This is a genomic window from Streptomyces sp. NPDC029159 (assembly GCF_055564055.1).
On record NZ_JBVHWT010000003.1, the window covers coordinates 145,818 to 167,445 of the forward strand.

Here is a 21,628-nt window from a genome sequence, read left to right on the forward strand (position 1 = left end):
CCCGGTCCCGGGCGCGGCCCGGCCGCCCCCGCGTCGGCGCTTTACTGGAGGACACATGGGGCGCTACGTCATCCGACGCCTGCTCCAGATGGTGCCCGTCTTCATCGGCACCACTTTCTTGATCTTCGTCATGGTCTACGCACTCGGCGACCCCGTCGCCGCGATGTTCGGAGACCGGACGCCCGATCCGGCCACCGCCGCCCAGATCCGGGAATCCCTGCACCTCGACGACCCGCTGTGGAGCCAGTACCTGCAGTACATGGCCGGCATCTTCCGCGGCGACTTCGGCACCGCCTTCAACGGCACGCCCGTCGCCGAACTGATGGGCTCGGCCTTCCCCAACACCATCAAGCTGACGCTGGTGGCCTTCGCCATCGAGGTCGTCGTCGGCGTCGGGCTCGGCATCGTCGCCGGGATGCGCCGGGGCCGTTTCGTCGACACCGGCGTACTGGTCTTCACCCTGCTGGTGATCTCCATCCCGACGTTCGTCACCGGCTATCTGCTCCAGTACTTCATCGGCGTGAAGCTCGCCTGGGCCGCGCCCGCGGTCTCGGGCGACGTCGCCTTCGGTGAACTGCTGCTGCCCGGCATCGTGCTGGCCGGCGTCTCCCTCGCGTACGTCGCCCGGCTCACCCGAACGTCGATCGCCGAGAACATCCGCTCCGACTACATCCGCACCGCCACCGCCAAGGGCCTGCCCCGGCGGCGCGTCGTCGGGGTGCATCTGCTGCGCAACTCGCTGATCCCGGTGATCACCTTCCTCGGCACCGACATCGGCGCCCTGATGGGCGGCGCGATCGTCACCGAGCGGATCTTCAACATCCAGGGCGTCGGCTACCAGCTCTACCAGGGCATCCTGCGGCAGAACGCGCCCACCGTCGTCGGCTTCGTGACCATCCTCGTGGTCGTCTTCCTCGCCGCCAACCTGATCGTCGACCTGCTCTACGCGGTCCTGGACCCGAGGATCCGTTATGCCTGAGATCACCGAACAGGCCCCCGTGACCGAGGCCGCGGCGGCCGTCCCCGAGGCGGCGGCCGCGCCGCGCAGCCTGTGGGGCGACGCCTGGCGGGACCTGCGCCGCAACCCCGTCTTCTACATATCCGCCGTCCTCATCCTCTTCCTGGTCGTCCTCTCGATCTGGCCGAGCCTGCTGACCGGCACCAGCCCCTACGCCTGCGACCTCGGCCGCTCCCAGCAGGGCCCGGCGCCCGGCCACCCCTTCGGCTTCACCACCCAGGGCTGCGACGTGTACGCCCGCACGGTGTACGGGGCCCGCGCCTCCGTCGTCGTCGGCATCTGCACCACGCTGCTCGCCGCCCTCCTCGGCTGTGTCTTCGGCGGGCTCGCCGGATTCTTCGGCGGCTGGTGGGACGCGGTGCTCTCGCGGATCGGCGACATCTTCTTCGGCATCCCGGTGCTGCTCGGCGGCATCGTCTTCCTCTCCGTCATCAAGGGCGGCTCGATCTTCACCGTCGTGCTGCTGATGGCGGTCCTGGGCTGGCCGCAGATCGCCCGTATCGCGCGCTCCGCGGTCATCTCCGCCAAGCAGCAGGACTACGTCCAGGCGGCCCGCGCCCTCGGGGCGAGCACCCCGCGGATGCTGCTGCGGCACATCGCGCCCAACGCGCTCGCGCCCGTCATCGTCGTGGCGACCATCGCGCTCGGTACGTACATCTCGCTGGAGGCGACGCTGTCCTTCCTGGGCGTCGGCCTCAAGCCGCCGACGGTCTCCTGGGGCATCGACATCTCGTCCGCCGCCACCCAGATCCGTAACGCGCCGCACATGCTGCTGTGGCCGGCGGGGGCGCTGAGCATCACGGTGCTGGCGTTCATCATGCTCGGCGACGCGGTCCGCGACGCCCTCGACCCCAAACTGCGCTGAGGGAGGCGTACATGACCACCGAGAAGAAGCAGGCCGTCCCCGCGCCGCGCACCGGACAGCAGGCGGACACGCCGCTGCTCCAGGTCCGCGATCTGCACGTCGAATTCCACACCCGCGACGGCGTCGTCAAGGCCGTCAACGGCGTCAACTACAGCGTGTCCGCGGGCGAGACGCTGGCCGTGCTCGGCGAGTCCGGGTCCGGCAAGTCCGTCACCGCCCAGGCGATCATGGGCATCCTCGACATGCCCCCGGCGAAGATCCCGCGCGGCGAGATCCGCTTCCGGGGCGAGGACATGCTCGCGATGTCCGCCGACGCCCGCCGCCGGCTGCGCGGCGCCAAGATCGCCATGATCTTCCAGGACGCGCTCTCCTCGCTGAACCCGGTGCTGACCGTCGGCTACCAGCTCGGCGAGATGTTCCGCGTCCACCAGGGGCTGTCGAAGAAGGCGGCGCTGGCCAAGGCCATCGAGCTGATGGACAAGGTCAAGATCCCGGCCGCGAAGAGCCGGGCGGGCGACTTCCCGCACCAGTTCTCCGGCGGGATGCGCCAACGCATCATGATCGCGATGGCGCTGGCCCTGGAGCCCGATCTGATCATCGCGGACGAGCCGACGACGGCGCTCGACGTCACCGTCCAGGCCCAGGTCATGGACCTCCTCGCGGAGTCGCAGGCCGAGTACCACATGGGCCTGATCCTCATCACCCACGACCTCGGCGTCGTCGCCGACGTCGCCGACAAGATCGCGGTGATGTACGCGGGCCGGATCGTCGAGACCGCGCCCGTCCACGAGCTGTACCGGAACCCGGCACACCCGTACACCCGCGGCCTGCTGGACTCCATCCCGCGCCTGGACCACAAGGGCCAGGAGCTGTACGCGATCAAGGGCCTGCCGCCCAACCTCCTGAACATCCCGCAGGGCTGCGCCTTCCACCCGCGCTGCCCCAAGGCGCAGGACCTCTGCCGCACCGACACCCCGGCGCTGCACACCCTCGGCGAAGGCCGCCGCAGCGCCTGCCACTTCTGGAAGGAGACGGTCAATGGCTGAGCCGGTCAAGGCGGTTGCCGCAGGCGCCCGTGAGCCGATCCTCCAGGTCCGCGGCCTCGTCAAGCACTTCCCGCTGACCCGCGGCGTGCTGGTGAAGAAGCAGGTCGGCGCGGTCAAGGCGGTCGACGGTGTCTCCTTCGACCTCTACCGGGGCGAGACCCTCGGCATCGTGGGGGAGTCGGGGTGCGGCAAGTCCACCGTCGCCAAGCTGCTGATGAGCCTGGAGCGGGCCACCGCCGGCGAGGTCTTCTATCGCGGCGAGGACATCACCAAGCTGTCGGGGCGCGCGCTGAAGGCGGTGCGCCGCAACATCCAGATGGTGTTCCAGGACCCGTACACCTCGCTCAATCCGCGGATGACGGTCGGCGACATCATCGGCGAACCCTTCGAGATCCATCCGGAGGTGGCGCCCAAGGGTGACCGGCGGCGCAAGGTGCAGGAACTGCTGGACGTGGTCGGGCTCAATCCGGAGTACCTCAACCGCTATCCGCACCAGTTCTCGGGCGGTCAGCGCCAGCGCATCGGCATCGCCCGCGGGCTCGCGCTCAACCCGGAGATCATCATCTGCGACGAGCCGGTCTCGGCGCTCGACGTCTCCGTCCAGGCGCAGGTGATCAACCTGATGGACCGGCTCCAGAAGGAGTACGACCTCAGCTACCTCTTCATCGCCCATGACCTGTCGATCGTCCGGCACATCTCCGACCGGGTCGGTGTGATGTACCTGGGGCGGATGGCGGAGATCGGCACCGACGCCGAGATCTACGACCACCCCACGCATCCGTACACCCAGGCGCTGCTGTCGGCGGTGCCGGTGCCCGACCCGGAGGCGCGCGAGGGCCGCGACCGGATCATCCTCACCGGGGATGTGCCCTCCCCGGCCGACCCGCCGTCCGGCTGCCGCTTCCGCACCCGCTGCTGGAAGGCCGAGGAGCGGTGCGCGACCGAGACGCCGGAGCTGGCCGTGCCGGCCCGCTTCCGCGGTGAGGCGTCCCCGGCGGCCCACCCGTCGGCCTGCCACTTCGCGGAGGTCCGGGACGTGGTGGGCGCGGCGTAGCACGGCCGCGTACGGCTTCGGGCCGGGTCCCGCGTGCTCCGCGGGGCCCGGCCCGAGGTGTGTGCGGGGGCGGCCGGCCCCGCTTCAGTTGTCGCGCGGGACGGCCCGGACCCAGGTGCGGTCGGCGGTGAGGTAGCGGTCGACGCCGAGCCCGGCCTGCGCCAGCGCCGCGTCGAACGCCTCGTCGGTCAGCGGGCAGGACAGGAACGTCTGTGTCCAGCGCGCGTCGGTGAAGTCGTACTCGACGTGCACCGAGCGCACGCCCGGGCGCACCGGCTCGGAGGAGACCACCCGGATCAGCCCGCCGTCCACGCGGCGCTCGGCCGGGAGACCGTCGTGCCGCCCGGGCGCCTCGCGCTGGATGAGCACACAGCCGTCGTCCTTCACATGGCGGCGGCAGGTCGCCAGGATCCCCTCGCGCACGCCCGGGCCCGCCGCGTGGACGAGGAACGAGGCGAGCAGCACGACGTCGAAGCGGGCGTCCAGGGCCAGTTCCTCGATGGCGCTGCGGACCGTCCCGGCGCCGCTGATACGTTCCAGCATCTGCGGGGACTCGTCCACGGCGGTGACCGCGAAGCCGCGGTGGACCAGTGGATGGGTCATCCGCCCGGCGCCGGAGCCCAGTTCGAGAATGCTGGACGCGGGGCGGACCGCGCCCGCGATGATGTCGGGCTCCTCACCCACCGGCAGCCGCTCGTACAGCTCGACCGCGCAGCCGTCCGGGGTGATCGGCCCCGGCCCACTGCCCTTGTATCCCTCGCGCACCCGCTGTTCCATCGCCTCATCGGAGCACAGCGCCACCGGCGGCGAAAGGGGCCTTTCCGGACAGGGCGGCCCGCGCTCCGGAGCGCGCGGGGGCGTATGCGGACGCGCGCGGACGGGGGAGGGGCGGCGGGCGCCGGGGCCTTCGGCCGGTCCGTCCGGGTGCGGGACCAGCGGCCGGACGGGTGACGGGGCGGCGGTCCGGCGCGTGGGCCGGGGAGCGGGGGCGGGCCCGCCCGGGGTCCGTACACCCGCTCGGCCCGCCGCCCGGTCGCCGCGCACATGGGCGGATTCCGCGCCCCACGGAGCAATGCGCAGGGCCGCCGGAGTGCAGCACTTTCCGCTTTGGGCTCTTATGTCGTTTACGGGTGGCCGGAGAGCTGAGGAGGCACCGCATGCGGGGAGCCAAGCGCGCGACATGGGGCGTGTGTGCCGTGGCCGTCGCCCTGGTGGCGACCGCCTGCGGCGGCGGGGTCGACACCCGTGGATCGGGCGCCGCCGGAATCGTCAGCTCCTCCTGGGGTGACCCGCAGAATCCCCTCGAACCGGCCAACACCAACGAGGTCCAGGGCGGCAAGGTCCTCGAAATGATCTTCCGGGGGCTGAAGCGGTACAACCCGCGGACCGGCGCCGCGGAGAACGTCATCGCGGACCGCATCGAGACCACCGACTCCCAGCACTACACCGTCACCCTCAAACCCGGCTGGACCTTCAGCAACGGCGAGAAGGTCACCGCGAAATCCTTCGTGGACGCCTGGAACTACGGGGCGCTGATCGACCACCGGCAGAAGAACGCGCCGTTCTTCCAGTACATCGAGGGCTTCGACGCCGTCCACCCGGACAACGGCAAACCCACCGCGAAAACCCTCTCCGGCCTCAAGGTCGTCAGCCCCACGAAATTCACCGTCGCACTGAACCAGAAATTCTCCAGCTGGCCCGACACCCTCGGCTACACCGCCTTCATGCCGCTGCCGCAGACCTTCTACACCCACCACGACGCCTGGGTGAGGAAACCCGTCGGCAACGGTCCGTACGCCGTGGAGTCCTACATCAAGGGCTCCGCGATGAAGCTGCGGAAATGGGGCGGATATCCGGGCCCCGACAAGGCCAGGAACGGCGGGATCGACCTCCAGGTCTACACCGACAACAACACCGCCTACACCGATCTTCAGGCGGGCAACCTCGACCTCGTCGACGACATCCCCGCCACCCAGCTCAAGAACGTCCACGCCGACCTCGGCGACCGCTACATCAATCAGCCCGCCGGTGTCATCCAGACCCTCACCTTCCCGATGTACGACAAACGGTGGAACGGGAAGAACAGTGAAAAGCTCCGCCGCGGCATTTCCATGGCCATCGACCGCGCCTCGATCACCAAGGAAATCTTCCGGAACACCCGCACCCCCGCCGGCGACTGGACCTCACCCGTCCTCGGCGCCAAGGGAGGTTTCCAGGACGGCATCTGCGGCGAAGCCTGCACATTCCGCGCCGCCCAGGCGAAAGCGCTGGTCAAGGAGGGCGGCGGACTCCCCGGCGGCCATATGACCATCGCCTACAACGCCGATACCGGCTCCCACAAGGACTGGATCGACGCGATCTGCAACAGCATCAACAACGCCCTCGGCAACGACAAGGCATGCGTCGGCGCCCCCGTCGGCACCTTCGCCGACTTCCGCAACCGCATCTCCTCCGAAAAGATGACGGGCCCGTTCCGCGCCGGCTGGCAGATGGACTACCCGCTCATCCAGAACTTCCTCCAGCCGATGTACTACTCCAAGGCATCCTCCAACGACGGAAAATACAGCAACCCGAAATTCGACAAGCTCGTCAACGAGGCGAACGCCGCGACGGACCGCAAGGCGGCCATCGCGAAATTCCAGGACGCCGAGCGCGTTCTCGCCACGGACATGCCGGCCATTCCGCTCTGGTACCAGAACGGCAACGGCGGCTACTCCGACCGGATCGCGAATGTGGCGCTGAACCCCTTCAGCGTCCCCGTCTACAACGAGATCACGGTCCACTGACCCAGAACCGGAGCCCTCATGGGACGCTATGTGATCCGGCGGCTGCTCCAGATGATCCCGGTGTTCATCGGCAGCACGCTCCTGATCTTCCTCATGGTGTACGCATTGGGCGACCCGGTGGCCGCACTCTTCGGCGACCGGGCGCCCGACCCGGCCACCGCCGCCCAGATCCGCCGCGAGCTCTACCTCGACCAGCCGCTGTGGAAGCAGTATCTGCACTACATGGCGCAGATCTTCCAGGGGAATTTCGGCACCGCCTTCAACGGCCAGCCCGTCACCGAACTCATGGGCGCCGCCTTTCCCGTCACCCTGCGGCTCACCCTCGTCGCCATCGTCATCGAAATGGTCGCCGGAATCGTCCTCGGCGTCTTCAGCGGACTGCGGCGCGGACGCACCGTCGACACCACCGTGCTGGTCTTCACCCTCGTGGTGGTCTCCATCCCCACCTTCGTCAGCGGCTACGTCCTGCAATACCTCTTCGGCGTCAAATGGAACTGGGTCAAACCCGCCGTCTCCAGCGAAGCCCCGCTGGGCGAACTCCTGCTCCCCGGGCTGGTCCTGGCACTGGTCTCCCTCGCCTACGTCACCCGGCTCACCCGCACCTCCCTCGCGGAGAACGCCCGCGCCGACTACGTCCGCACCGCCGTCGCCAAGGGGCTGCCACGCCGCCGCGTCGTCACCCGCCATCTGCTGCGCAACTCGCTGATCCCGGTGGTCACCTTCATCGGCACCGACATCGGCGCGCTCATGGGCGGCGCCATCGTCACCGAGCGCATCTTCAACATCCACGGCGTCGGATTCCAGCTCTACCAGGGCATCCTGCGCCAGAACTCACCCACCGTCGTCGGCTTCGTGACCATCCTCGTGCTGGTCTTCCTCGTCGCCAACCTCCTCGTCGACCTGCTCTACGCGGTCCTGGACCCGAGGATCCGCTATGCCTGACCCCTATGCGTCCCAAGAGGCCATCACCCACGGCGACGGCGGACCCGCCGCGCTCGCCATCGGCGAGGCCGAATCCCTGGAACGGGCCCCCGGCACCGGACCCGGCGGCGCCCCCACCGGCAAGCCCCGCAGCCTGTGGAGCGACGCCGCCCGCGATCTGCGCCGCAACCCGGTCTTCCTGCTCTCCGCGCTGATCATCCTGTTCCTGCTGGTCATCGCGGTCTGGCCGCAGCTGATCGCGGACGGCAACCCGTACCACGCCGACCTCGCCAAGGCCCAGAACGGACCGGAGCCCGGCCATCCGTTCGGCTACGACACCCAGGGCCGCGACGTCTACACCCGCGTCGTCTACGGTGCCCGCGCCTCCATCACCGTCGGCGTCTGCGCCACCGCCGGCGCCGCCCTGCTAGGCGGCCTCCTCGGCGGGTTCGCCGGTTTCTTCGGCGGCTGGTGGGACACGCTGCTCTCCCGGATCGCCGACATCTTCTTCGGCATCCCCGTCATCCTCGGCGGACTGGTCTTCCTCTCCGTCGTCACCAGCTCCACCGTCTGGCCGGTCGTCGGTTTCATCGTGCTGCTCGGCTGGCCGCAGATCGCCCGGATCGCCCGCGGCGCCGTCGTCACCGCCAAACAGAACGACTACGTCCAGGCGGCCCGCGCCCTCGGCGCCGGGAACACCCGCACCCTGCTGCGGCACATCGCGCCCAACGCCGTGGCACCGGTCATCGTCGTGGCGACCATCGCGCTCGGTACGTACATCTCGCTGGAGGCGACGCTCTCCTTCCTCGGCGCCGGGCTGAAACCGCCCACCGTCTCCTGGGGCATCGACATCTCCGCCGCCTCCACCTCCATCCGCAACGCGCCGCACATGCTGCTGTGGCCGGCGGGGGCGCTGAGCATCACGGTGCTGGCGTTCATCATGCTCGGCGACGCGGTCCGCGACGCCCTCGACCCCAAACTGCGCTGAGGAGCGGGCAGATGACCAGCAGCGACAGCGCCACCGCACCCCGCCCCGAGACCACCGGCACGGACGGGCCGCCCCTTCTCGACGTCCGCGATCTGAGGGTGGAGTTCCGCACCCGCGACGGCATCGCCAACGCCGTCAACGGCGTCAGCTACCGCGTCGCCGCCGGACAGACCCTCGCCGTCCTCGGCGAATCCGGCTCCGGCAAGTCCGTCACCGCCCAGGCGATCATGGGCATCGTCGACTCCCCGCCCGGCTACGTCACCGGCGGCGAGATCCGCTTCCGGGGCCGCGATCTGCTCACCCTCGGCCGTGAGGAACGCCGCCGGATCCGCGGCACCGGCATGGCGATGATCTTCCAGGATGCGCTCTCCGCCCTGAACCCGGTGATGTCCGTCGGCGCCCAGCTCGGCGAGATGTTCCAGGTCCACCGCGGGATGTCCCGCAAGGCGGCCCGCGCCGAGGCCGTCGAGCTGATGGACCGCGTCAAGATCCCGGCCGCGACGAGCCGGGTCGGCGACTATCCGCACCAGTTCTCCGGCGGGATGCGCCAGCGCATCATGATCGCGATGGCGCTGGCCCTGGAACCGGACCTCATCATCGCGGACGAACCGACCACCGCCCTCGACGTCACCGTCCAGGCCCAGGTCATGGACCTCCTCGCGGAACTCCAACGCGAGTACCACATGGGCCTCATCCTCATCACCCACGACCTCGGCGTCGTCGCCGACGTCGCCGACACCATCGCCGTCATGTACGCCGGACGCATCGTCGAGACCGCCCCCGTCCACCACCTCTACCGGGCCCCCGCCCACCCCTACACCCGCGGTCTGCTGGACTCCATCCCGCGCCTGGACCACAAGGGACAGGAGCTGTACGCGATCAAGGGCCTGCCGCCCAACCTGACCGCCATCCCGCCCGGCTGCCCCTTCCACCCCCGCTGCCCGCTCGCCCAGGACATCTGCCGCAGCGAACGGCCCCCGCTCCACGACGTGGCCCCCGGCCGCACCAGCGCCTGCCACTTCTGGAAGGAGACCCTCGATGGAGCCCGATGAGCTGCCCACCCCCGACGTCACCCGCCCACCGGGCGGCCCCGCCGGGAGCGCGGCGGCCGCGGGCCCCGCCACGGGGAACCCGGTGGCCCAGGCGGTGGCGGACGGCGCCGGCGGACGGCCCGGGCGCGGCGAGCCGGTGCTGGAGATCCGGGGGCTGGTCAAACACTTCCCGCTCACCCGCGGCATCCTCTTCAAGAAGCAGGTCGGCGCGGTCCAGGCCGTCGACGGTGTCTCCTTCGACCTCCACCGCGGCGAAACCCTCGGCATCGTGGGGGAGTCGGGGTGCGGCAAATCGACCGTCGCCAAGCTGCTGGTCGGCCTGGAACGCCCCACCGCCGGGCAGATCCGCTACCGCGGCGAGGACATCACCAAGCTGTCCGGCCGCGCCCTGAAGGCCGTCCGCCGCAACATCCAGATGGTCTTCCAGGACCCGTACACCTCCCTGAACCCCCGGATGACCGTCGGCGACATCATCGGCGAGCCGTACGACATCCACCCGGAGGTGGCGCCCAAGGGCGACCGGCGACGCAAAGTGCAGGAACTGCTCGACGTCGTCGGGCTCAATCCGGAGTACCTCAACCGCTATCCGCACCAGTTCTCCGGCGGCCAGCGCCAGCGCATCGGCATCGCCCGCGGGCTCGCCCTGCGCCCCGAGATCATCGTCGCCGACGAACCCGTCTCCGCCCTCGACGTCTCCGTCCAGGCGCAGGTGATCAACCTGATGGACCGGCTCCAGAAGGAGTACGACCTCAGCTACGTCTTCATCGCCCACGACCTCTCCGTCGTCCGCCACATCTCCGACCGCGTCGCCGTGATGTACCTCGGCAAGATCGTCGAATCCGGCACCGACGAGCAGATCTACGACCACCCCACGCACCCCTACACCCAGGCGCTGCTCTCCGCGGTGCCGGTGCCCGACCCCGAGGCGCGGGAGAGCCGGACCCGGATCCTGCTCACCGGGGATGTGCCGTCCCCGGCCGACCCGCCCTCCGGCTGCCGCTTCCGCACCCGCTGCTGGAAGGCCCAGGAACTCTGCGCCCAGCAGGTCCCGCCGCTGGAGGTCCCGCCCCGCTTCGCCACCCCGGACGCGGGCCCGGCGGCCCACCCCTCGGCCTGCTACTTCGCGGAGGAGCGACGGGTCGTACCGAGCGAGTGAGGGCGGCGCGGGTTGGATGGCGCGGGCGCCGCTCGGCTCGGGGCGCGGGCCCGCTCGGCTCCGGGCGCCGCTCGGCCCGGGGCTCCGGCCCCGCCCCGGCCGGCACCCGCTGTCAGTACCCGTACACCCCCAACACCGTGATCGTCGCGAAGAGATGACCCCAGACCTCCCGGGACGGCGCCTCCTCGTCCAACGCCCGCGGGTCCAGCTCCGCCATCCGGGACTCGTAGTCGTACTCCGCGCCCGCCTCGTCCGGATACGGATCCCAACTCGCGCCCATGTAGCGGCGCAGGGACTCCAGGAAGACGGTGAACGTCTCCGCGTCCCGCGAGAAGTAGAAGGGCGGGGGAGTGGTGTCGCCGCCGGTGAGGAGCAGGCGTATCTCGCCGGTGGTGCGGTGCACGCAGACCGTGCCCGTCTCCGCGTACCCCAGCTCGAACGTGCCCAGGACCAGCAGCTCGGCATCGTCCGGCAGCGGCCGCAGGGCCTCGGCGGCGTTGAAGCAGGAGACGCCACCGGCCCACCAGGAGGGCAGCCCGACCTCCCGCAGGAACGCCCGGGTCGGGCCGTGCTCCAGGGCGGCGGGCAGCTCCTCCTCCGGTATGCGCCGCACACCGTCCGGGCCGAAGGCGTCGTCCATTCGCGCGGCGGTGAGCGGACCCTCCTCCGGGGAGTCCAGCCCGCCCGGACTGCCCTCCTCGGCGGAGGCGTACGACGCGCCGCCGGTCGGCCACTCCTTCAGCACGGCGGCATCGGCCCGCACCACGGCGACGCCCCGCGCCTCCTGGAGGAGATGGCGGCCCGCCGCATCCAGCAGCTCGGGCTCCTCCCAGGTGGGCGGCACCGCCAGGGCGGGATCCTCGTCCTCCGTGCCGAAGAGGTAGGGGAGATCCTCGGCGGCGTCATCGGCGCGCAGCCGCCGCGAGGTGTCCGCGGGCGGCGCCGCCGCCGGTGCGCCGGTGCCCAGGTCGAACCAGCGGCTCGGGCACCACATGCCGGACACCCCCACCAGCTCCCGGCCCTCGTGGACATACGCGACCGCGCCGCTGTCGCCGCTGAGATTGGGATGCGCCGTGTAGTGCCCCACCGGCCGCCACCAGGCCCACTCCGTACGCCACGGCATCCCGGGCTCGGCCGCCGCGATCCGCTCGGCGTACCCGGTGCGCCCCAGCACCACGGCGGCGAAGTGCAGCCAGGACGCGAACTCGGCGCGCACCACCGGCGCACCGCCGAATATGGCCTCGGCCTGCCGGAACACGGCCCGGCCGTCCTCCGCACCGGCGTCGGCGCGCGGCCGTGACGACAACTGCTCGCGGATCTCCGCGCGATCGGCGCGGAGCAGCAGAGCGGGGTCGGCGAGAACGGTGTCGAGCGCGGTGTCCGGCAGCAGAGCCCCGGCCGCGTACGGCGTATCGGTGGTCATGCGGAGATCCTCGCACCCACCACTGACAATCCGGCCGGACGGGGAGGACGCCCCTGCTTCACCACCCCTGTCCCCTGAGGGACTTGGCCCCGCTCACGAAAAGGCCGGAGCCCGCCTCCCGTGAAGCTGGGGTGTGGGAAGCGGGCTCCGGCTCCGAGCGGAGGCGGTTGAGACCGGGTCAACGGGTCTTGCCGGAGGAGCCGGCGTCGTCCGCCGGGCCCTCCTGCGCTGCCTCCTCGACCGCGGCCAGTGCGGGGTCGAGGACGATGTCCTCACCGCGCGCCGCGATCGTCGGCTCCTCCGGGAAGTGGCAGGCCGTCAGGTGGCCCGCCGCGTTCCCGGTGATCTGGACCAGCGGCGGCTCCTCGGTCGCGCACTTGTCCTGCGCCTTCCAGCAGCGGGTACGGAAGCGGCAGCCCGACGGCGGGTTGACCGGCGAGGGCACGTCACCGGCGAGCCGGATCCGCTGCTTCTCCTCCTCTTCCCCCTCGGTGAGCTTCGCCTCCGGGACGGCCGACAGCAGCGCGTGGGTGTACGGGTGGCGCGGCCGGCTGTAGATCTCGTCGCGGGTGCCCACCTCGACGATCTTGCCGAGGTACATCACCGCGACCCGCTGGCTGAAGTGGCGCACGATCGCCAGGTCGTGGGCGATGAAGAGGAACGCGATGCCCAGTTCCCGCTGGAGGTCCTGGAGCAGGTTGACGACCTGCGCCTGGATGGAGACGTCCAGCGCCGAGACCGGCTCGTCGGCGACGATCAGCTTCGGTTCCAGGGCGAGCGCCCGCGCCACACCGATGCGCTGGCGCTGACCGCCGGAGAACTCGTGCGGGAAGCGGTTGTAGTGCTCCGGGTTGAGACCGACGGTCTCCAGCAGCTCCCGGATCCGCTTCTCCCGGCCACCGGGCGGGTTGATCCCGTTGATCTCCATCGGGCCGCCGATGATGGTGCCCACCGTCTGCCGCGGGTTCAGCGACGCGTACGGGTCCTGGAAGATCATCTGGATCTCGGAGCGGACCGGGGCCAGCTCCTTGCGCTTGGCCCGGGTGATGTCCTGCCCCGCGTAGGTGATCTTGCCGGAGGTCGGCTCCATCAGGCGGGTCAGCAGTCGGCCGGTGGTCGACTTGCCGCAGCCCGACTCGCCGACCAGGCCGAAGCTCTCGCCGGCGTGCACGGTCAGGTCGACGCCGTCGACCGCCTTGACCGCGCCGACCTTCCGCTTGAACGGGAAGCCGCCGTAGATCGGGAAGTGCTTGGTGACGCCCTCGGCGACGAGCAGCGGCTCGCCCGCGGCGGGCGCGGCGTCCCGGGGCGAGGGCAGGGTGACGTTGTCTGTCATGGTGATGGCTCCCTAGCCCAGCCGGGGCTTGATCTGCTCGGTGAAGAAGGTCTGGCGCTGCTCCGCACTGAGGTGGCAGGCGGCGGCCCGCCCGTCCGGCAGCGCCGGACGCTTCTCGGTGCACAGCCCGCCGGCGACCTCCGCGGGGAAGGCGCAGCGCGGGTGGAAGGCGCAGCCCGACGGCGGGTTCAGCAGGCTCGGCGGCGACCCGGGGATCGGGTACAGCGCCTCGTTGACGTCGGAGGACAGCCGCGGCATGGAGCTGAGCAGACCCCAGGTGTACGGGTGCTGCGGCTGCGTCAGGATCTCCTTGACCGAGCCGCGCTCCACGGCCCGGCCCGCGTACATCACCAGCAGGTCGTCGGCGGTGTCGGCGACCACGCCGAGGTCGTGGGTGATCAGGATGATCGCGGAGCCGAACTCCTGCTGGAGGTCCTTGAGGAGGTCGAGGATCTGCGCCTGGACGGTGACGTCCAGCGCGGTCGTCGGCTCGTCCGCGATCAGCAGCTCGGGGTTGCAGACCAGCGCCATCGCGATCATCGCGCGCTGGCGCATACCGCCGGAGAACTGGTGCGGGTAGTCGTCCACCCGCAGGTTCGGCTGCGGGATGCCGACCTTGGTCAGCATCTCGATGGCACGCTGGCGGCCCTCGCGCTTGGAGGCGCCGGTGTGCTTCATGAACGGCTCGGCGATCTGCCGTCCGACCGTGTAGTACGGCGACAGGGCGGTCAGCGCGTCCTGGAAGATCATCGCCATCTTGTTGCCGCGGAGCTTCTCCAGGGTCTTCTCCCGGGCTCCGGTCAGCTCCTGGCCGTCCAGGTGGATCTCGCCGCTGATCGCCGTCGACTTGGGGTTGTGCAGCCCCAGGACGGCGAGGTTGGTGACGGACTTGCCGGAGCCCGACTCGCCGACGATGCCGAGGGTCTGGCCGCGCTCCAGGTTGAAGGAGAGGCCGTCGACCGCCTTGACGATGCCGTCCTCCGTGGAGAACTGCACGTGCAGGTCGCGCACGGACAGGAAGGGGTCGGACCCGGTCGGGGCCGGTGTGCCTTCGGTCGTGGGGAGTGTGGTCACTTCAGGCTCTCCTAGGACAGGCGCACGCGCGGGTCGATGAAGGCGTACGCCGCGTCCACGATGATGTTGAACACCAGGATCAGGGCGGCGCTGAAGAGCATCACGCCCAGCACCATGGGCAGATCGAGGGTGGTGACGGAGTCGATCGCCAGCCGGCCGATACCGGCGAGCGAGAAGGTGAACTCGGTGATCATGGCGCCGCCGAACAGCGAGCTGAGGTCCATGCCGAGGATGGTGACGATGGGGATCAGCGAACCGCGCCAGGCGTAGCGGAGGAAGACGTAACGCGCCGGCATGCCCTTCGCCTTGGCGGTGCGGACGTGCTCCTCCTGGAGCTGCTCGATCATCGTCGAGCGGGACATACGGGTGTACTGCGCGGTGAAGATCGTCGACATCACCAGCCACGGCAGCAGCAGGCCCATGAACCAGCCCGCCGGGTTGCTGGTCAGATCCACGTACTTCGGCGAGTCCATGATGCCGCTGTAGACGAAGATGCCCAGGACGATGGGGCCGAGGATGTAGATCTGCACCGAGCTGAGGACCATCGAGATGCTGGTGACGGCCTTGTCCAGGAAGGTCCCGCGCTTCCACGCGGCCAGCAGACCGGCGCCGATGCCGATGACGAGGAACGCGACGGCGCCACCGAGGGCCAGCGAGGCGGTGGTGGGCAGCCGGTCGATCATCGTCGACCAGACGTCCTGCTTGGTGGCGAACGAGTAGCCGAAGCAGGGGGCGCTGCAGTGCCCGATGCTGTAGTCGCGGCCGACGAAGATGCCGGAGAGGAAGTCCCAGTACTGCGTCGGCAGGGGCTTGTCGAGGCCGAGGTTCTGGTGGATCAGGGCGATGTTGTCGGCGGTGCAGTTCTTACCGCAGGCCATCAGGGCCGGGTCGCCGACCGCGAAGAACACGAAGAAGGTGACGGCGCTCAGCAGGATGAGGGTGACGATCGCGCCGAACGTCCGGCGAAATAGAAAGGGAAGCATGACAGTTCGCTGCTCTCAGGACGGCGGCGGCTGTGGGCGATGAGGGGTGGCAAGAAGGCCCCGGAGAGCGCGCGCTCCGCCGTGCGCGCGCTCTCCGGAGTGCCTTCCGGACGCTTACTTCTTGAGGAAGAGCGTGTTCGGGTCGATGTAGCTGACGTCGTTGTTGTAACGGGCGCCGCCGATGTTCGAGCCGTAGAGCTGCAGCGTCTTGGTGTAGAAGACCGGGGCTGCCGGGTTGACCTTCTCCACGATGTACTGGTGCAGCTTCTCCCACTCCTCGGTCGCCTTCTTCGCGTCGGCGATCTTGCCGATGCGGGCGATCTCCTCGTTCACGTGCTTGTCGTTGACGTGCGAGTAGTTCGACGAGCCGTCCTGGATGGTGGTGCCGTCGTACGACGGCGGGATCACCGTGGAGGCGTCCGGCCAGTCCTGGCCCCAGCCGGTCATGTAGATGTCGAAGCCGTTGTCGACCTTGCCCATCTGCTGGTACCAGGAGGCCGCGTCGACCTCCTTCTTCTGCACGTTGAAGCCGGCCTTGTTCAGCGCGTCCTCGATGAGGACGGCCTCCTTCTGGCGCGCCTCGGTGTTGGAGTAGGCGTAGACGAGCTTCATGCCCTTCTTGCCCGCCTCCTTCAGCAGCTTCGCGGCCTTCTCCGGCTCACCGTTGGGGTGCGACAGCTTGCCGTAGGGGTCGTAGCCCTTCTTGTAGCCCGCGACGGTGGGGGCGAGCAGACCGCCCGCGACCTCGCCGCCGTAGCTGCCGCCGTTGACCCGGACGATCTGGCTGCTGGGCAGCGCGTAGGTGATCGCGTCGCGGATCTTCTTGTCCTTGAGGCGGTCCATGTTGAAGTTCATCTGCCACACGTAGGGCTGGTAGCCCTGCACCAGGCGCTTGCTGGCGCTGGGGTTGTCCAGCACCTGCTTGGTCGTCGTGGGCTCGACCGCGTTGGTGAGGCTGATGGCGTTCTTGGCCTCACCCTGGTCGGCCATCAGACGCTTGGTGGAGTCCGACGCCTGGTGGTTGAAGGTGATGTTGTACCCGTCCGGGTACTGGTGCCGCATCGCGTCGGTCTTCGGGTCCCAGTTGGTGTTGCGCACCAGCTGCATGGACTTGCCGGCCTTGAACGACGCGATCTTGTACGGGCCGGAGGTGACCGGCTTGACGTCGTAGTTGTCCTTGGTGTCCTTGGCGCCGTCCGGGACCACGCTGTAGCCCGGCATGGTCAGCGCGTAGGGCAGCTGCGACTGGGGCTGCTTGAAGTGGAAGACGATGGTCTTCTCGTCCGGGGTGTCCAGGACGGTCTTCGGCAGGTGGTCGCCCTTGTACGGGCCGTCCGGCAGCGCCTTGCGGTAGGTGGTGCCGCCGCCCGACAGCCACTGCTGGATGTAGGTGGGGCCGTCGGTGATGAACTTCGCGTACGTGCGCTCGATGGTGTGGCGGATGTCCTTCGAGGTGATCGGCGTGCCGTCCTCGAACTTGATGCCGTCCTTGAGCGTGTACTTCCAGGTCTTGCCGTTGTCGGACATCTGCCCGGCGTCGGTGGCGAGGTCGCCGACGACCTTCTGCTTGCCGCTGTCGTCCTGCTGGAAGCTGGTGAGCCCGCGGAAGATCAGCTGCGACAGCGACTTCATGTCGCTGACGTACATCTGCGCCGGGTCCAGGTGGTTGTAGCTGTCACGCTGGTAGACGCGGATGGTGCCGCCGGACTGGGCGCCCTTGACCTCCTTGGCCGGACCGGTGGAGTCGGCCGCGGTGCCCAGCGGGACGGTGCCCGACTGCGACGCCGCGTCGGCGTCCGTCTGGGACTTGTCCTTGTCGTTGCTGCTGCCGGCGCTGCATCCGGTGAGCGCGAGCGAGCCGGCCGCGAGAGCGACTATGACTGCGCGTGCTCTGCGCGGGGAGAGTGCGTTCATGGTCCAAGCACCTGCCTGTCAGTTGGTATCCAGATGTGCTGTCTGACGTATCCGGTGCGAGCCGGCGGCGGGGGCGACAGCGGCCCCCATCAAATGGACGCTCAGCGCCCGGATTTGGGGTCGAAGGCGTCCCGGACCGAGTCCCCGAGCAGGTTGAAGCAGAGAACGAAGATGACCATCGCGGCGCCGGGGAAGAGCAGGAAGGTCGGGTCGCTCTCGTAGATGTTGCCCGCGGTGCGGAAGAGGCGGCCCCAGTCGGGGGTCGGCTCCATGATGCCGACGCCGAGGTAGGACAGGCCCGCCTCCGCGGTCACGAACAGCGGGAGCATGTAGGTGCTCTGGACCAGGATCGGGGTGACGACGTTCGGCAGCAGCTCCTTGCGGATGATCCGCCAGGGCGAGGCGCCGGTGATCTTCGCGGCCTCGACGAACTCCCGCTCGCGGAGCGAGAGGACCTGACCGCGCAGGAGTCGCGCCAGACCCATCCAGCCCAGTGCCCACTGGACGAGGATCAGCGCCACCACCCGGATGTAGGTGGGGGTCTCGTCGCCCGGCGGGACGAAGAGCGCCACGACGACGGGCATGAACGCCACGAACGTCAGCTGGCTGGGGAAGGCCATCAGGAAGTCCATGACCCGGCCGAGCCAGTAGTCGGTGCGGCCGCCGAGGTAGCCGGCGGTGACGCCCAGGATGGTGCCGGTGATGACCACCAGAATCGTTACGGCGACCGAGATGCCCAGTGAGGTCCGCATGCCGTACAGCAGCTGGGTGAAGAGGTCACGGCCGAGTTGGGGCTCGATGCCGAACCAGAAGTCGCCGGAGACGCCGCCGTTCGCGCCGGACGGGAAGCCGAACTCGTCGAGGAGGTTCGGGTCGCTGTTGGAGTAGAACGTGTAGGGGTCCTTGCCGTACAGCGAGGCGATGACCGGGGCGAGCGCCGAGATGACGAAGAACGCCAGGACGACGATGCCGCAGAACATGCCGGTGCGGTCCCGCTTGAACCGCGCCCACATCAGTTGGCCGGGGGAACGGCCGACGAGCTCACCGCCCTTGCGGTTCTTCTCCTTCTTCAGACCCTCCGGCTCCAGCCCTGGGGAATCGGACTGTGCAGCCGCGGTCTGGGATGGACTAGTCATCGCGAAGTGCCCCCGCGCCGAGTTCTCTTGGAACGTGAAGCGGCGCCGGTCGCACCGCTGGATGAGCGGACTTTCGCAAGTGATTTATGGCGGAGTCAAGGGGATCGGGTGGGCTGATGCGCAGGTCGTTCGCTTCTTGAGCGAAGATTGCGCAGATCGACGCAAGGGCGTGCTTGACACCCAAAAGAGATATGCGAAATAAGGGACATAGTCTGTTCAATTGCCGTAACATGACGGCAACTTGACCGTCGCCTCACCGGTATGCGGACGCACCTTGCTGAACTGCGTACGGCCACGGGGATGTCACGGGCCGTCCGGTGGGCGAACGTCACCCCCAGCACATCCTGGGTCACCGGCCGTACGCCGCCCGCGCGCGGTGGCCGAAAATCGATGCTGGGGACGCGGACGGACGCCGGTACGGCACCGGCGCCCGGACCGCGCTCCCGGTCCGGGCGCCGCTCCCGTCAGCCCGCGTCGGCGATGCCCAACGACCGCCGCAGAAAGTCCACCTGGAGCAGCAGCAGGTTCTCCGCGACCTGCTCCTGCGGCGTCATGTGGGTCACGCCGGACAGCGGCAGCACCTCGTGCGGGCGGCCGGCCGCGAGCAGGGCGGAGGAGAGCCGCAGGGAGTGGGCCACCACGACGTTGTCGTCCGCCAGCCCGTGGATCACCATCATCGGGCGGTGCGGCTCCCGCGCCCCGGACAGTCCCTCGTCGGTGAGCAGGGAGTTGGCCGCGTACGCCGCCGGCTCCTGGTCCGGGTGGCCCAGGTAGCGCTCCTGGTAGTGCGTGTCGTAGAGCCGCAGGTCGGTGACGGGGGCGCCGACGACCGCCGCGTGGAAGACGTCCGGGCGGCGCAGCGCGGCCAGCCCCGCGAGATAGCCGCCGAACGACCAGCCGCGCATCGCGACCCGCGTCAGATCCAGCGGGAAGCGGCCGGTCAGCCCGTGCAGGGCGTCCACCTGGTCCTGGAGCGCCAGCTCCGCCACCCGCCGGGAGATGGACTTCTCCCACGCGGGGGAGCGGCCCGGGGTGCCCCGGCCGTCCGCGACGACCACCGCGAAACCCTGGTTCGCGAACCACTGCGACGTCAGATGGGCGTGGTGCGCCGCGACCACCCGCTGCCCGTGCGGCCCGCCGTACGGATCCATCAGCACCGGCAGCGGACCGTCGCCCTCCGTGTAGCCCTCCGGCAGCAGCACCGCGCACGGAATGTCCCGCTCCCCGGCGAGAACCAGCCGTGGCCGCGCCGTGAGCACCGGCTGCTGGGCGTACGAGCCGATCGCCGCGACGGGCTCCTCGGCGCCGTCCGCGCCCAGCCGCACCACCTCGACCGAGGCCCCGGGCCGCGCCAGGCTCGCCTGCGTCAGTACCACCACGTCGCCGCCGCGGACCGCCGACGTCACCGTCGGGTACGGCCGGGCGCCGATCCGCTCCACCGCCGCCGGACCGTCGCCGCGGTGGCGCACCCGGTGGACGCCGATGTCGTGCATCTCGGGGCCGCTCGCCGCGACGAGGATGTCGTCGTCGCCGATGTCCAGCACCGCGCGGATGTGCAGCGGCGCCGCGGTCAGCGCGCGGTCCCCGGCGAACAGCCGCCGGGCGCCCGGCTCCGCGCCGTCCGGGGTGTCCGCGACCCGCACCAGCCGTCCGTCCGGCGTCCACGCGGGGGAGCCGGGGATCAGCTCGTTCCACACCGGGTCGGTGTCCTCGTGGACCGTGCGCGTCGCGCCGGTCTCCTCGTCGACCGCCAGATACCGCTGGGTGCGCTGGTCGCGGCTCTGGACCAGCAGCAGCGGCGGGCCCGCCGCCGACCAGTGCACCCGCGCGAGATACGGGAACCGCTCGCGGTCCCACACCACGTCCGTCCGGGAGCCGTCCAGGCCCAGGAAGGCCAGTGTCACCTCGGCGTTGGGGGTGCCCGCCGCCGGGTACGGGACCTCGGCGGGCCGCCGGTCCGGGTGCGCCGGGTCGGCGATCCACCAGCGGCGCACCGGCGTGGTGTCGACCCGTGCGGCCAGCAGCCGGTCGCTCCCCGGCGACCACCAGAAGCCGCGGTGGCGGCCCATCTCCTCCGCCGCGATGAACTCCGCCAGCCCCCAGGTCACTTCGGGGCCGTCCGGGGTGGCCAGCGCGCGGTCGCCGCCGTCGCCCGCGCCGTCGGCCCGCACCACCCGCAGCGCGCCGTCCGCGGCGTACGCGACGTACCGGCCGTCGGGGGAGGGGCGCGGGTCGACGACCGTGCCCGTGGCGGGGAGTTCGCGGGCGGTGCCGGCCCGCAGCTCGGCGGCGAACAGGCGGCCCGACAGGGCGAACGCCGCCACCTCGACCGCCGCGTCGACCGCGTAGCCGACGACGCCCGCCGAGCCGTCCCGGGTGCGCTCCCGGCGGGCCCGTTCGGTCGCCGACAGCTCCTCCTCGGCGCCGGAGAGCAGGGCGAGCGGATCGGCGGCGGTGAACTCCCGGCCCTCGGCGACGTCGAGGACCCACAGGCGCTGGGTCCGGTCGGTGCCGGAGCCGGAGCGGAGGAAGACGACGCGGGCGCCGTCCGGCGAGACGGTGTAGCCACGGGGAGCGCCCAGGGTGAAGCGCTGCGTACGGGCGTGCTGGCGCGGAAAGGGCACGGAGGCAGGCTGTCCGGTCATGGGCCCGAGCCTATGGCGTCCGTCCACCTCGCGGACGGAACTCGGGACACCGCCCGTCCGGCGGTCGGAACGGCACTCGTCGCAGCAGCGAATTCGGTGTGCGCCCCTCGTCTGCTCCCGTGCACCGACATATGCGCGTGCGCGGAAAGTTATGATCCCTTGCGCGTGGTGGGTACGGGGTAAAGAGCCCTTTGCACACGTGGGAGTTGGGCCGTGACGACGGCTCGGCGC

Annotated in this window: 17 protein-coding genes; 9 read left to right on the forward strand and 8 right to left on the reverse strand. The window is 70.1% G+C overall.

The features are described from left to right. The first annotated feature begins 55 nt into the window (after positions 1-55). From ACZ4U4_RS07665 to ACZ4U4_RS07680, 4 genes are read left to right on the forward strand one after another with little or no spacing between them, the layout of a single operon-like run. Complete coding sequence (locus ACZ4U4_RS07665) at positions 56-979, forward strand: ABC transporter permease (RefSeq protein WP_467870044.1); 924 nt, start codon at positions 56-58, stop codon at positions 977-979. After that, the gene (locus ACZ4U4_RS07670; protein WP_467870046.1) at positions 972-1,883 is read left to right on the forward strand and encodes an ABC transporter permease; all 912 of its coding nucleotides are present in this window, start codon (positions 972-974) and stop codon (positions 1,881-1,883) included. The genes ACZ4U4_RS07665 and ACZ4U4_RS07670 overlap by 8 nt, the downstream gene beginning before the upstream one ends. Positions 1,884-1,894: 11 nt before the next feature. Then, complete coding sequence (locus ACZ4U4_RS07675) at positions 1,895-2,929, forward strand: ABC transporter ATP-binding protein (protein ID WP_467870049.1); 1,035 nt, start codon at positions 1,895-1,897, stop codon at positions 2,927-2,929. After that, a complete protein-coding gene (locus ACZ4U4_RS07680; RefSeq protein ID WP_467870052.1) occupies positions 2,922-3,983 on the forward strand; it encodes an ABC transporter ATP-binding protein in 1,062 nt (353 codons plus the stop codon). The genes ACZ4U4_RS07675 and ACZ4U4_RS07680 overlap by 8 nt, the downstream gene beginning before the upstream one ends. Before the next feature lie 84 nt (positions 3,984-4,067). On the opposite strand, the gene ACZ4U4_RS07685 is transcribed toward ACZ4U4_RS07680, so the two are convergent. Continuing rightward, the gene (locus ACZ4U4_RS07685) at positions 4,068-4,760 is read right to left on the reverse strand and encodes a class I SAM-dependent methyltransferase (protein WP_467870055.1); all 693 of its coding nucleotides are present in this window, start codon (positions 4,758-4,760) and stop codon (positions 4,068-4,070) included. A 380-nt stretch (positions 4,761-5,140) separates the two neighbouring features. On the opposite strand from ACZ4U4_RS07685, the gene ACZ4U4_RS07690 reads away from it, so the two are divergent. Genes ACZ4U4_RS07690 through ACZ4U4_RS07710 form a run of 5 tightly spaced genes read left to right on the forward strand, consistent with a single transcriptional unit; the run spans position 5,141 to position 10,886 of the window. After that, complete coding sequence (locus ACZ4U4_RS07690; protein ID WP_467870058.1) at positions 5,141-6,769, forward strand: peptide ABC transporter substrate-binding protein; 1,629 nt, start codon at positions 5,141-5,143, stop codon at positions 6,767-6,769. 18 nt (positions 6,770-6,787) lie between these two features. Next, positions 6,788-7,711, forward strand: a complete 924-nt coding sequence (locus ACZ4U4_RS07695) for an ABC transporter permease (RefSeq protein WP_467870060.1) — start codon at positions 6,788-6,790, stop codon at positions 7,709-7,711. Continuing rightward, positions 7,704-8,678: an ABC transporter permease gene (locus ACZ4U4_RS07700; RefSeq protein WP_467870063.1), complete on the forward strand. Its 975-nt coding sequence runs from the start codon at positions 7,704-7,706 to the stop codon at positions 8,676-8,678. Before ACZ4U4_RS07695 ends, ACZ4U4_RS07700 begins: the two co-directional genes overlap by 8 nt. A gap of 11 nt (positions 8,679-8,689) precedes the next feature. Continuing rightward, positions 8,690-9,730 carry an ABC transporter ATP-binding protein gene (locus ACZ4U4_RS07705; RefSeq protein WP_467870066.1) on the forward strand — a complete coding sequence of 347 codons (1,041 nt, stop codon included), beginning with the start codon at positions 8,690-8,692 and terminating at the stop codon, positions 9,728-9,730. After that, the gene (locus ACZ4U4_RS07710; protein ID WP_467870069.1) at positions 9,717-10,886 is read left to right on the forward strand and encodes an ABC transporter ATP-binding protein; all 1,170 of its coding nucleotides are present in this window, start codon (positions 9,717-9,719) and stop codon (positions 10,884-10,886) included. The genes ACZ4U4_RS07705 and ACZ4U4_RS07710 overlap by 14 nt, the downstream gene beginning before the upstream one ends. A 112-nt stretch (positions 10,887-10,998) precedes the next feature. On the opposite strand, the gene ACZ4U4_RS07715 is transcribed toward ACZ4U4_RS07710, so the two are convergent. The 7 genes from ACZ4U4_RS07715 to ACZ4U4_RS07745 all read right to left on the reverse strand — a co-directional run bounded on the left by ACZ4U4_RS07715 (position 10,999) and on the right by ACZ4U4_RS07745 (position 21,397). Then, positions 10,999-12,309, reverse strand: coding sequence for an SUKH-4 family immunity protein (locus tag ACZ4U4_RS07715; RefSeq protein WP_467870072.1), 1,311 nt, complete (start codon positions 12,307-12,309; stop codon positions 10,999-11,001). Positions 12,310-12,487: 178 nt separating this feature from the next. Further along, positions 12,488-13,645 carry an ABC transporter ATP-binding protein gene (locus tag ACZ4U4_RS07720; protein ID WP_467870075.1) on the reverse strand — a complete coding sequence of 386 codons (1,158 nt, stop codon included), beginning with the start codon at positions 13,643-13,645 and terminating at the stop codon, positions 12,488-12,490. A 12-nt stretch (positions 13,646-13,657) separates the two neighbouring features. After that, positions 13,658-14,719: an ABC transporter ATP-binding protein gene (locus ACZ4U4_RS07725; protein ID WP_467870078.1), complete on the reverse strand. Its 1,062-nt coding sequence runs from the start codon at positions 14,717-14,719 to the stop codon at positions 13,658-13,660. Between the two features lie 11 nt (positions 14,720-14,730). Continuing rightward, positions 14,731-15,702 (reverse strand): ABC transporter permease, encoded by a 972-nt coding sequence (locus tag ACZ4U4_RS07730; RefSeq protein ID WP_467870081.1) that lies wholly within the window; start codon positions 15,700-15,702, stop codon positions 14,731-14,733. 114 nt (positions 15,703-15,816) lie between these two features. Then, positions 15,817-17,616, reverse strand: coding sequence for an ABC transporter substrate-binding protein (locus ACZ4U4_RS07735; protein WP_467870083.1), 1,800 nt, complete (start codon positions 17,614-17,616; stop codon positions 15,817-15,819). A 101-nt stretch (positions 17,617-17,717) separates the two neighbouring features. Further along, positions 17,718-18,752 (reverse strand): ABC transporter permease, encoded by a 1,035-nt coding sequence (locus ACZ4U4_RS07740; RefSeq protein ID WP_467870086.1) that lies wholly within the window; start codon positions 18,750-18,752, stop codon positions 17,718-17,720. A gap of 464 nt (positions 18,753-19,216) precedes the next feature. Further along, positions 19,217-21,397 (reverse strand): prolyl oligopeptidase family serine peptidase, encoded by a 2,181-nt coding sequence (locus ACZ4U4_RS07745; protein WP_467870088.1) that lies wholly within the window; start codon positions 21,395-21,397, stop codon positions 19,217-19,219. Between the last annotated feature and the right edge of the window lie 231 nt (positions 21,398-21,628).

Bases quoted from the DNA above. Each gene is read 5' to 3' on its own strand.
- ACZ4U4_RS07665 (WP_467870044.1), top strand. From the start codon at position 56: ATGGGGCGCTACGTCATCCGACGCCTGCTCCAGATGGTGCCCGTCTTC.
- ACZ4U4_RS07670 (WP_467870046.1), top strand. From the start codon at position 972: ATGCCTGAGATCACCGAACAGGCCCCCGTGACCGAGGCCGCGGCGGCC.
- ACZ4U4_RS07675 (WP_467870049.1), top strand. From the start codon at position 1,895: ATGACCACCGAGAAGAAGCAGGCCGTCCCCGCGCCGCGCACCGGACAG.
- ACZ4U4_RS07680 (WP_467870052.1), top strand. From the start codon at position 2,922: ATGGCTGAGCCGGTCAAGGCGGTTGCCGCAGGCGCCCGTGAGCCGATC.
- ACZ4U4_RS07685 (WP_467870055.1), bottom strand. From the start codon at position 4,760: ATGGAACAGCGGGTGCGCGAGGGATACAAGGGCAGTGGGCCGGGGCCG.
- ACZ4U4_RS07690 (WP_467870058.1), top strand. From the start codon at position 5,141: ATGCGGGGAGCCAAGCGCGCGACATGGGGCGTGTGTGCCGTGGCCGTC.
- ACZ4U4_RS07695 (WP_467870060.1), top strand. From the start codon at position 6,788: ATGGGACGCTATGTGATCCGGCGGCTGCTCCAGATGATCCCGGTGTTC.
- ACZ4U4_RS07700 (WP_467870063.1), top strand. From the start codon at position 7,704: ATGCCTGACCCCTATGCGTCCCAAGAGGCCATCACCCACGGCGACGGC.
- ACZ4U4_RS07705 (WP_467870066.1), top strand. From the start codon at position 8,690: ATGACCAGCAGCGACAGCGCCACCGCACCCCGCCCCGAGACCACCGGC.
- ACZ4U4_RS07710 (WP_467870069.1), top strand. From the start codon at position 9,717: ATGGAGCCCGATGAGCTGCCCACCCCCGACGTCACCCGCCCACCGGGC.
- ACZ4U4_RS07715 (WP_467870072.1), bottom strand. From the start codon at position 12,309: ATGACCACCGATACGCCGTACGCGGCCGGGGCTCTGCTGCCGGACACC.
- ACZ4U4_RS07720 (WP_467870075.1), bottom strand. From the start codon at position 13,645: ATGACAGACAACGTCACCCTGCCCTCGCCCCGGGACGCCGCGCCCGCC.
- ACZ4U4_RS07730 (WP_467870081.1), bottom strand. From the start codon at position 15,702: ATGCTTCCCTTTCTATTTCGCCGGACGTTCGGCGCGATCGTCACCCTC.
- ACZ4U4_RS07735 (WP_467870083.1), bottom strand. From the start codon at position 17,616: ATGAACGCACTCTCCCCGCGCAGAGCACGCGCAGTCATAGTCGCTCTC.
- ACZ4U4_RS07740 (WP_467870086.1), bottom strand. From the start codon at position 18,752: ATGACTAGTCCATCCCAGACCGCGGCTGCACAGTCCGATTCCCCAGGG.
- ACZ4U4_RS07745 (WP_467870088.1), bottom strand. From the start codon at position 21,397: ATGACCGGACAGCCTGCCTCCGTGCCCTTTCCGCGCCAGCACGCCCGT.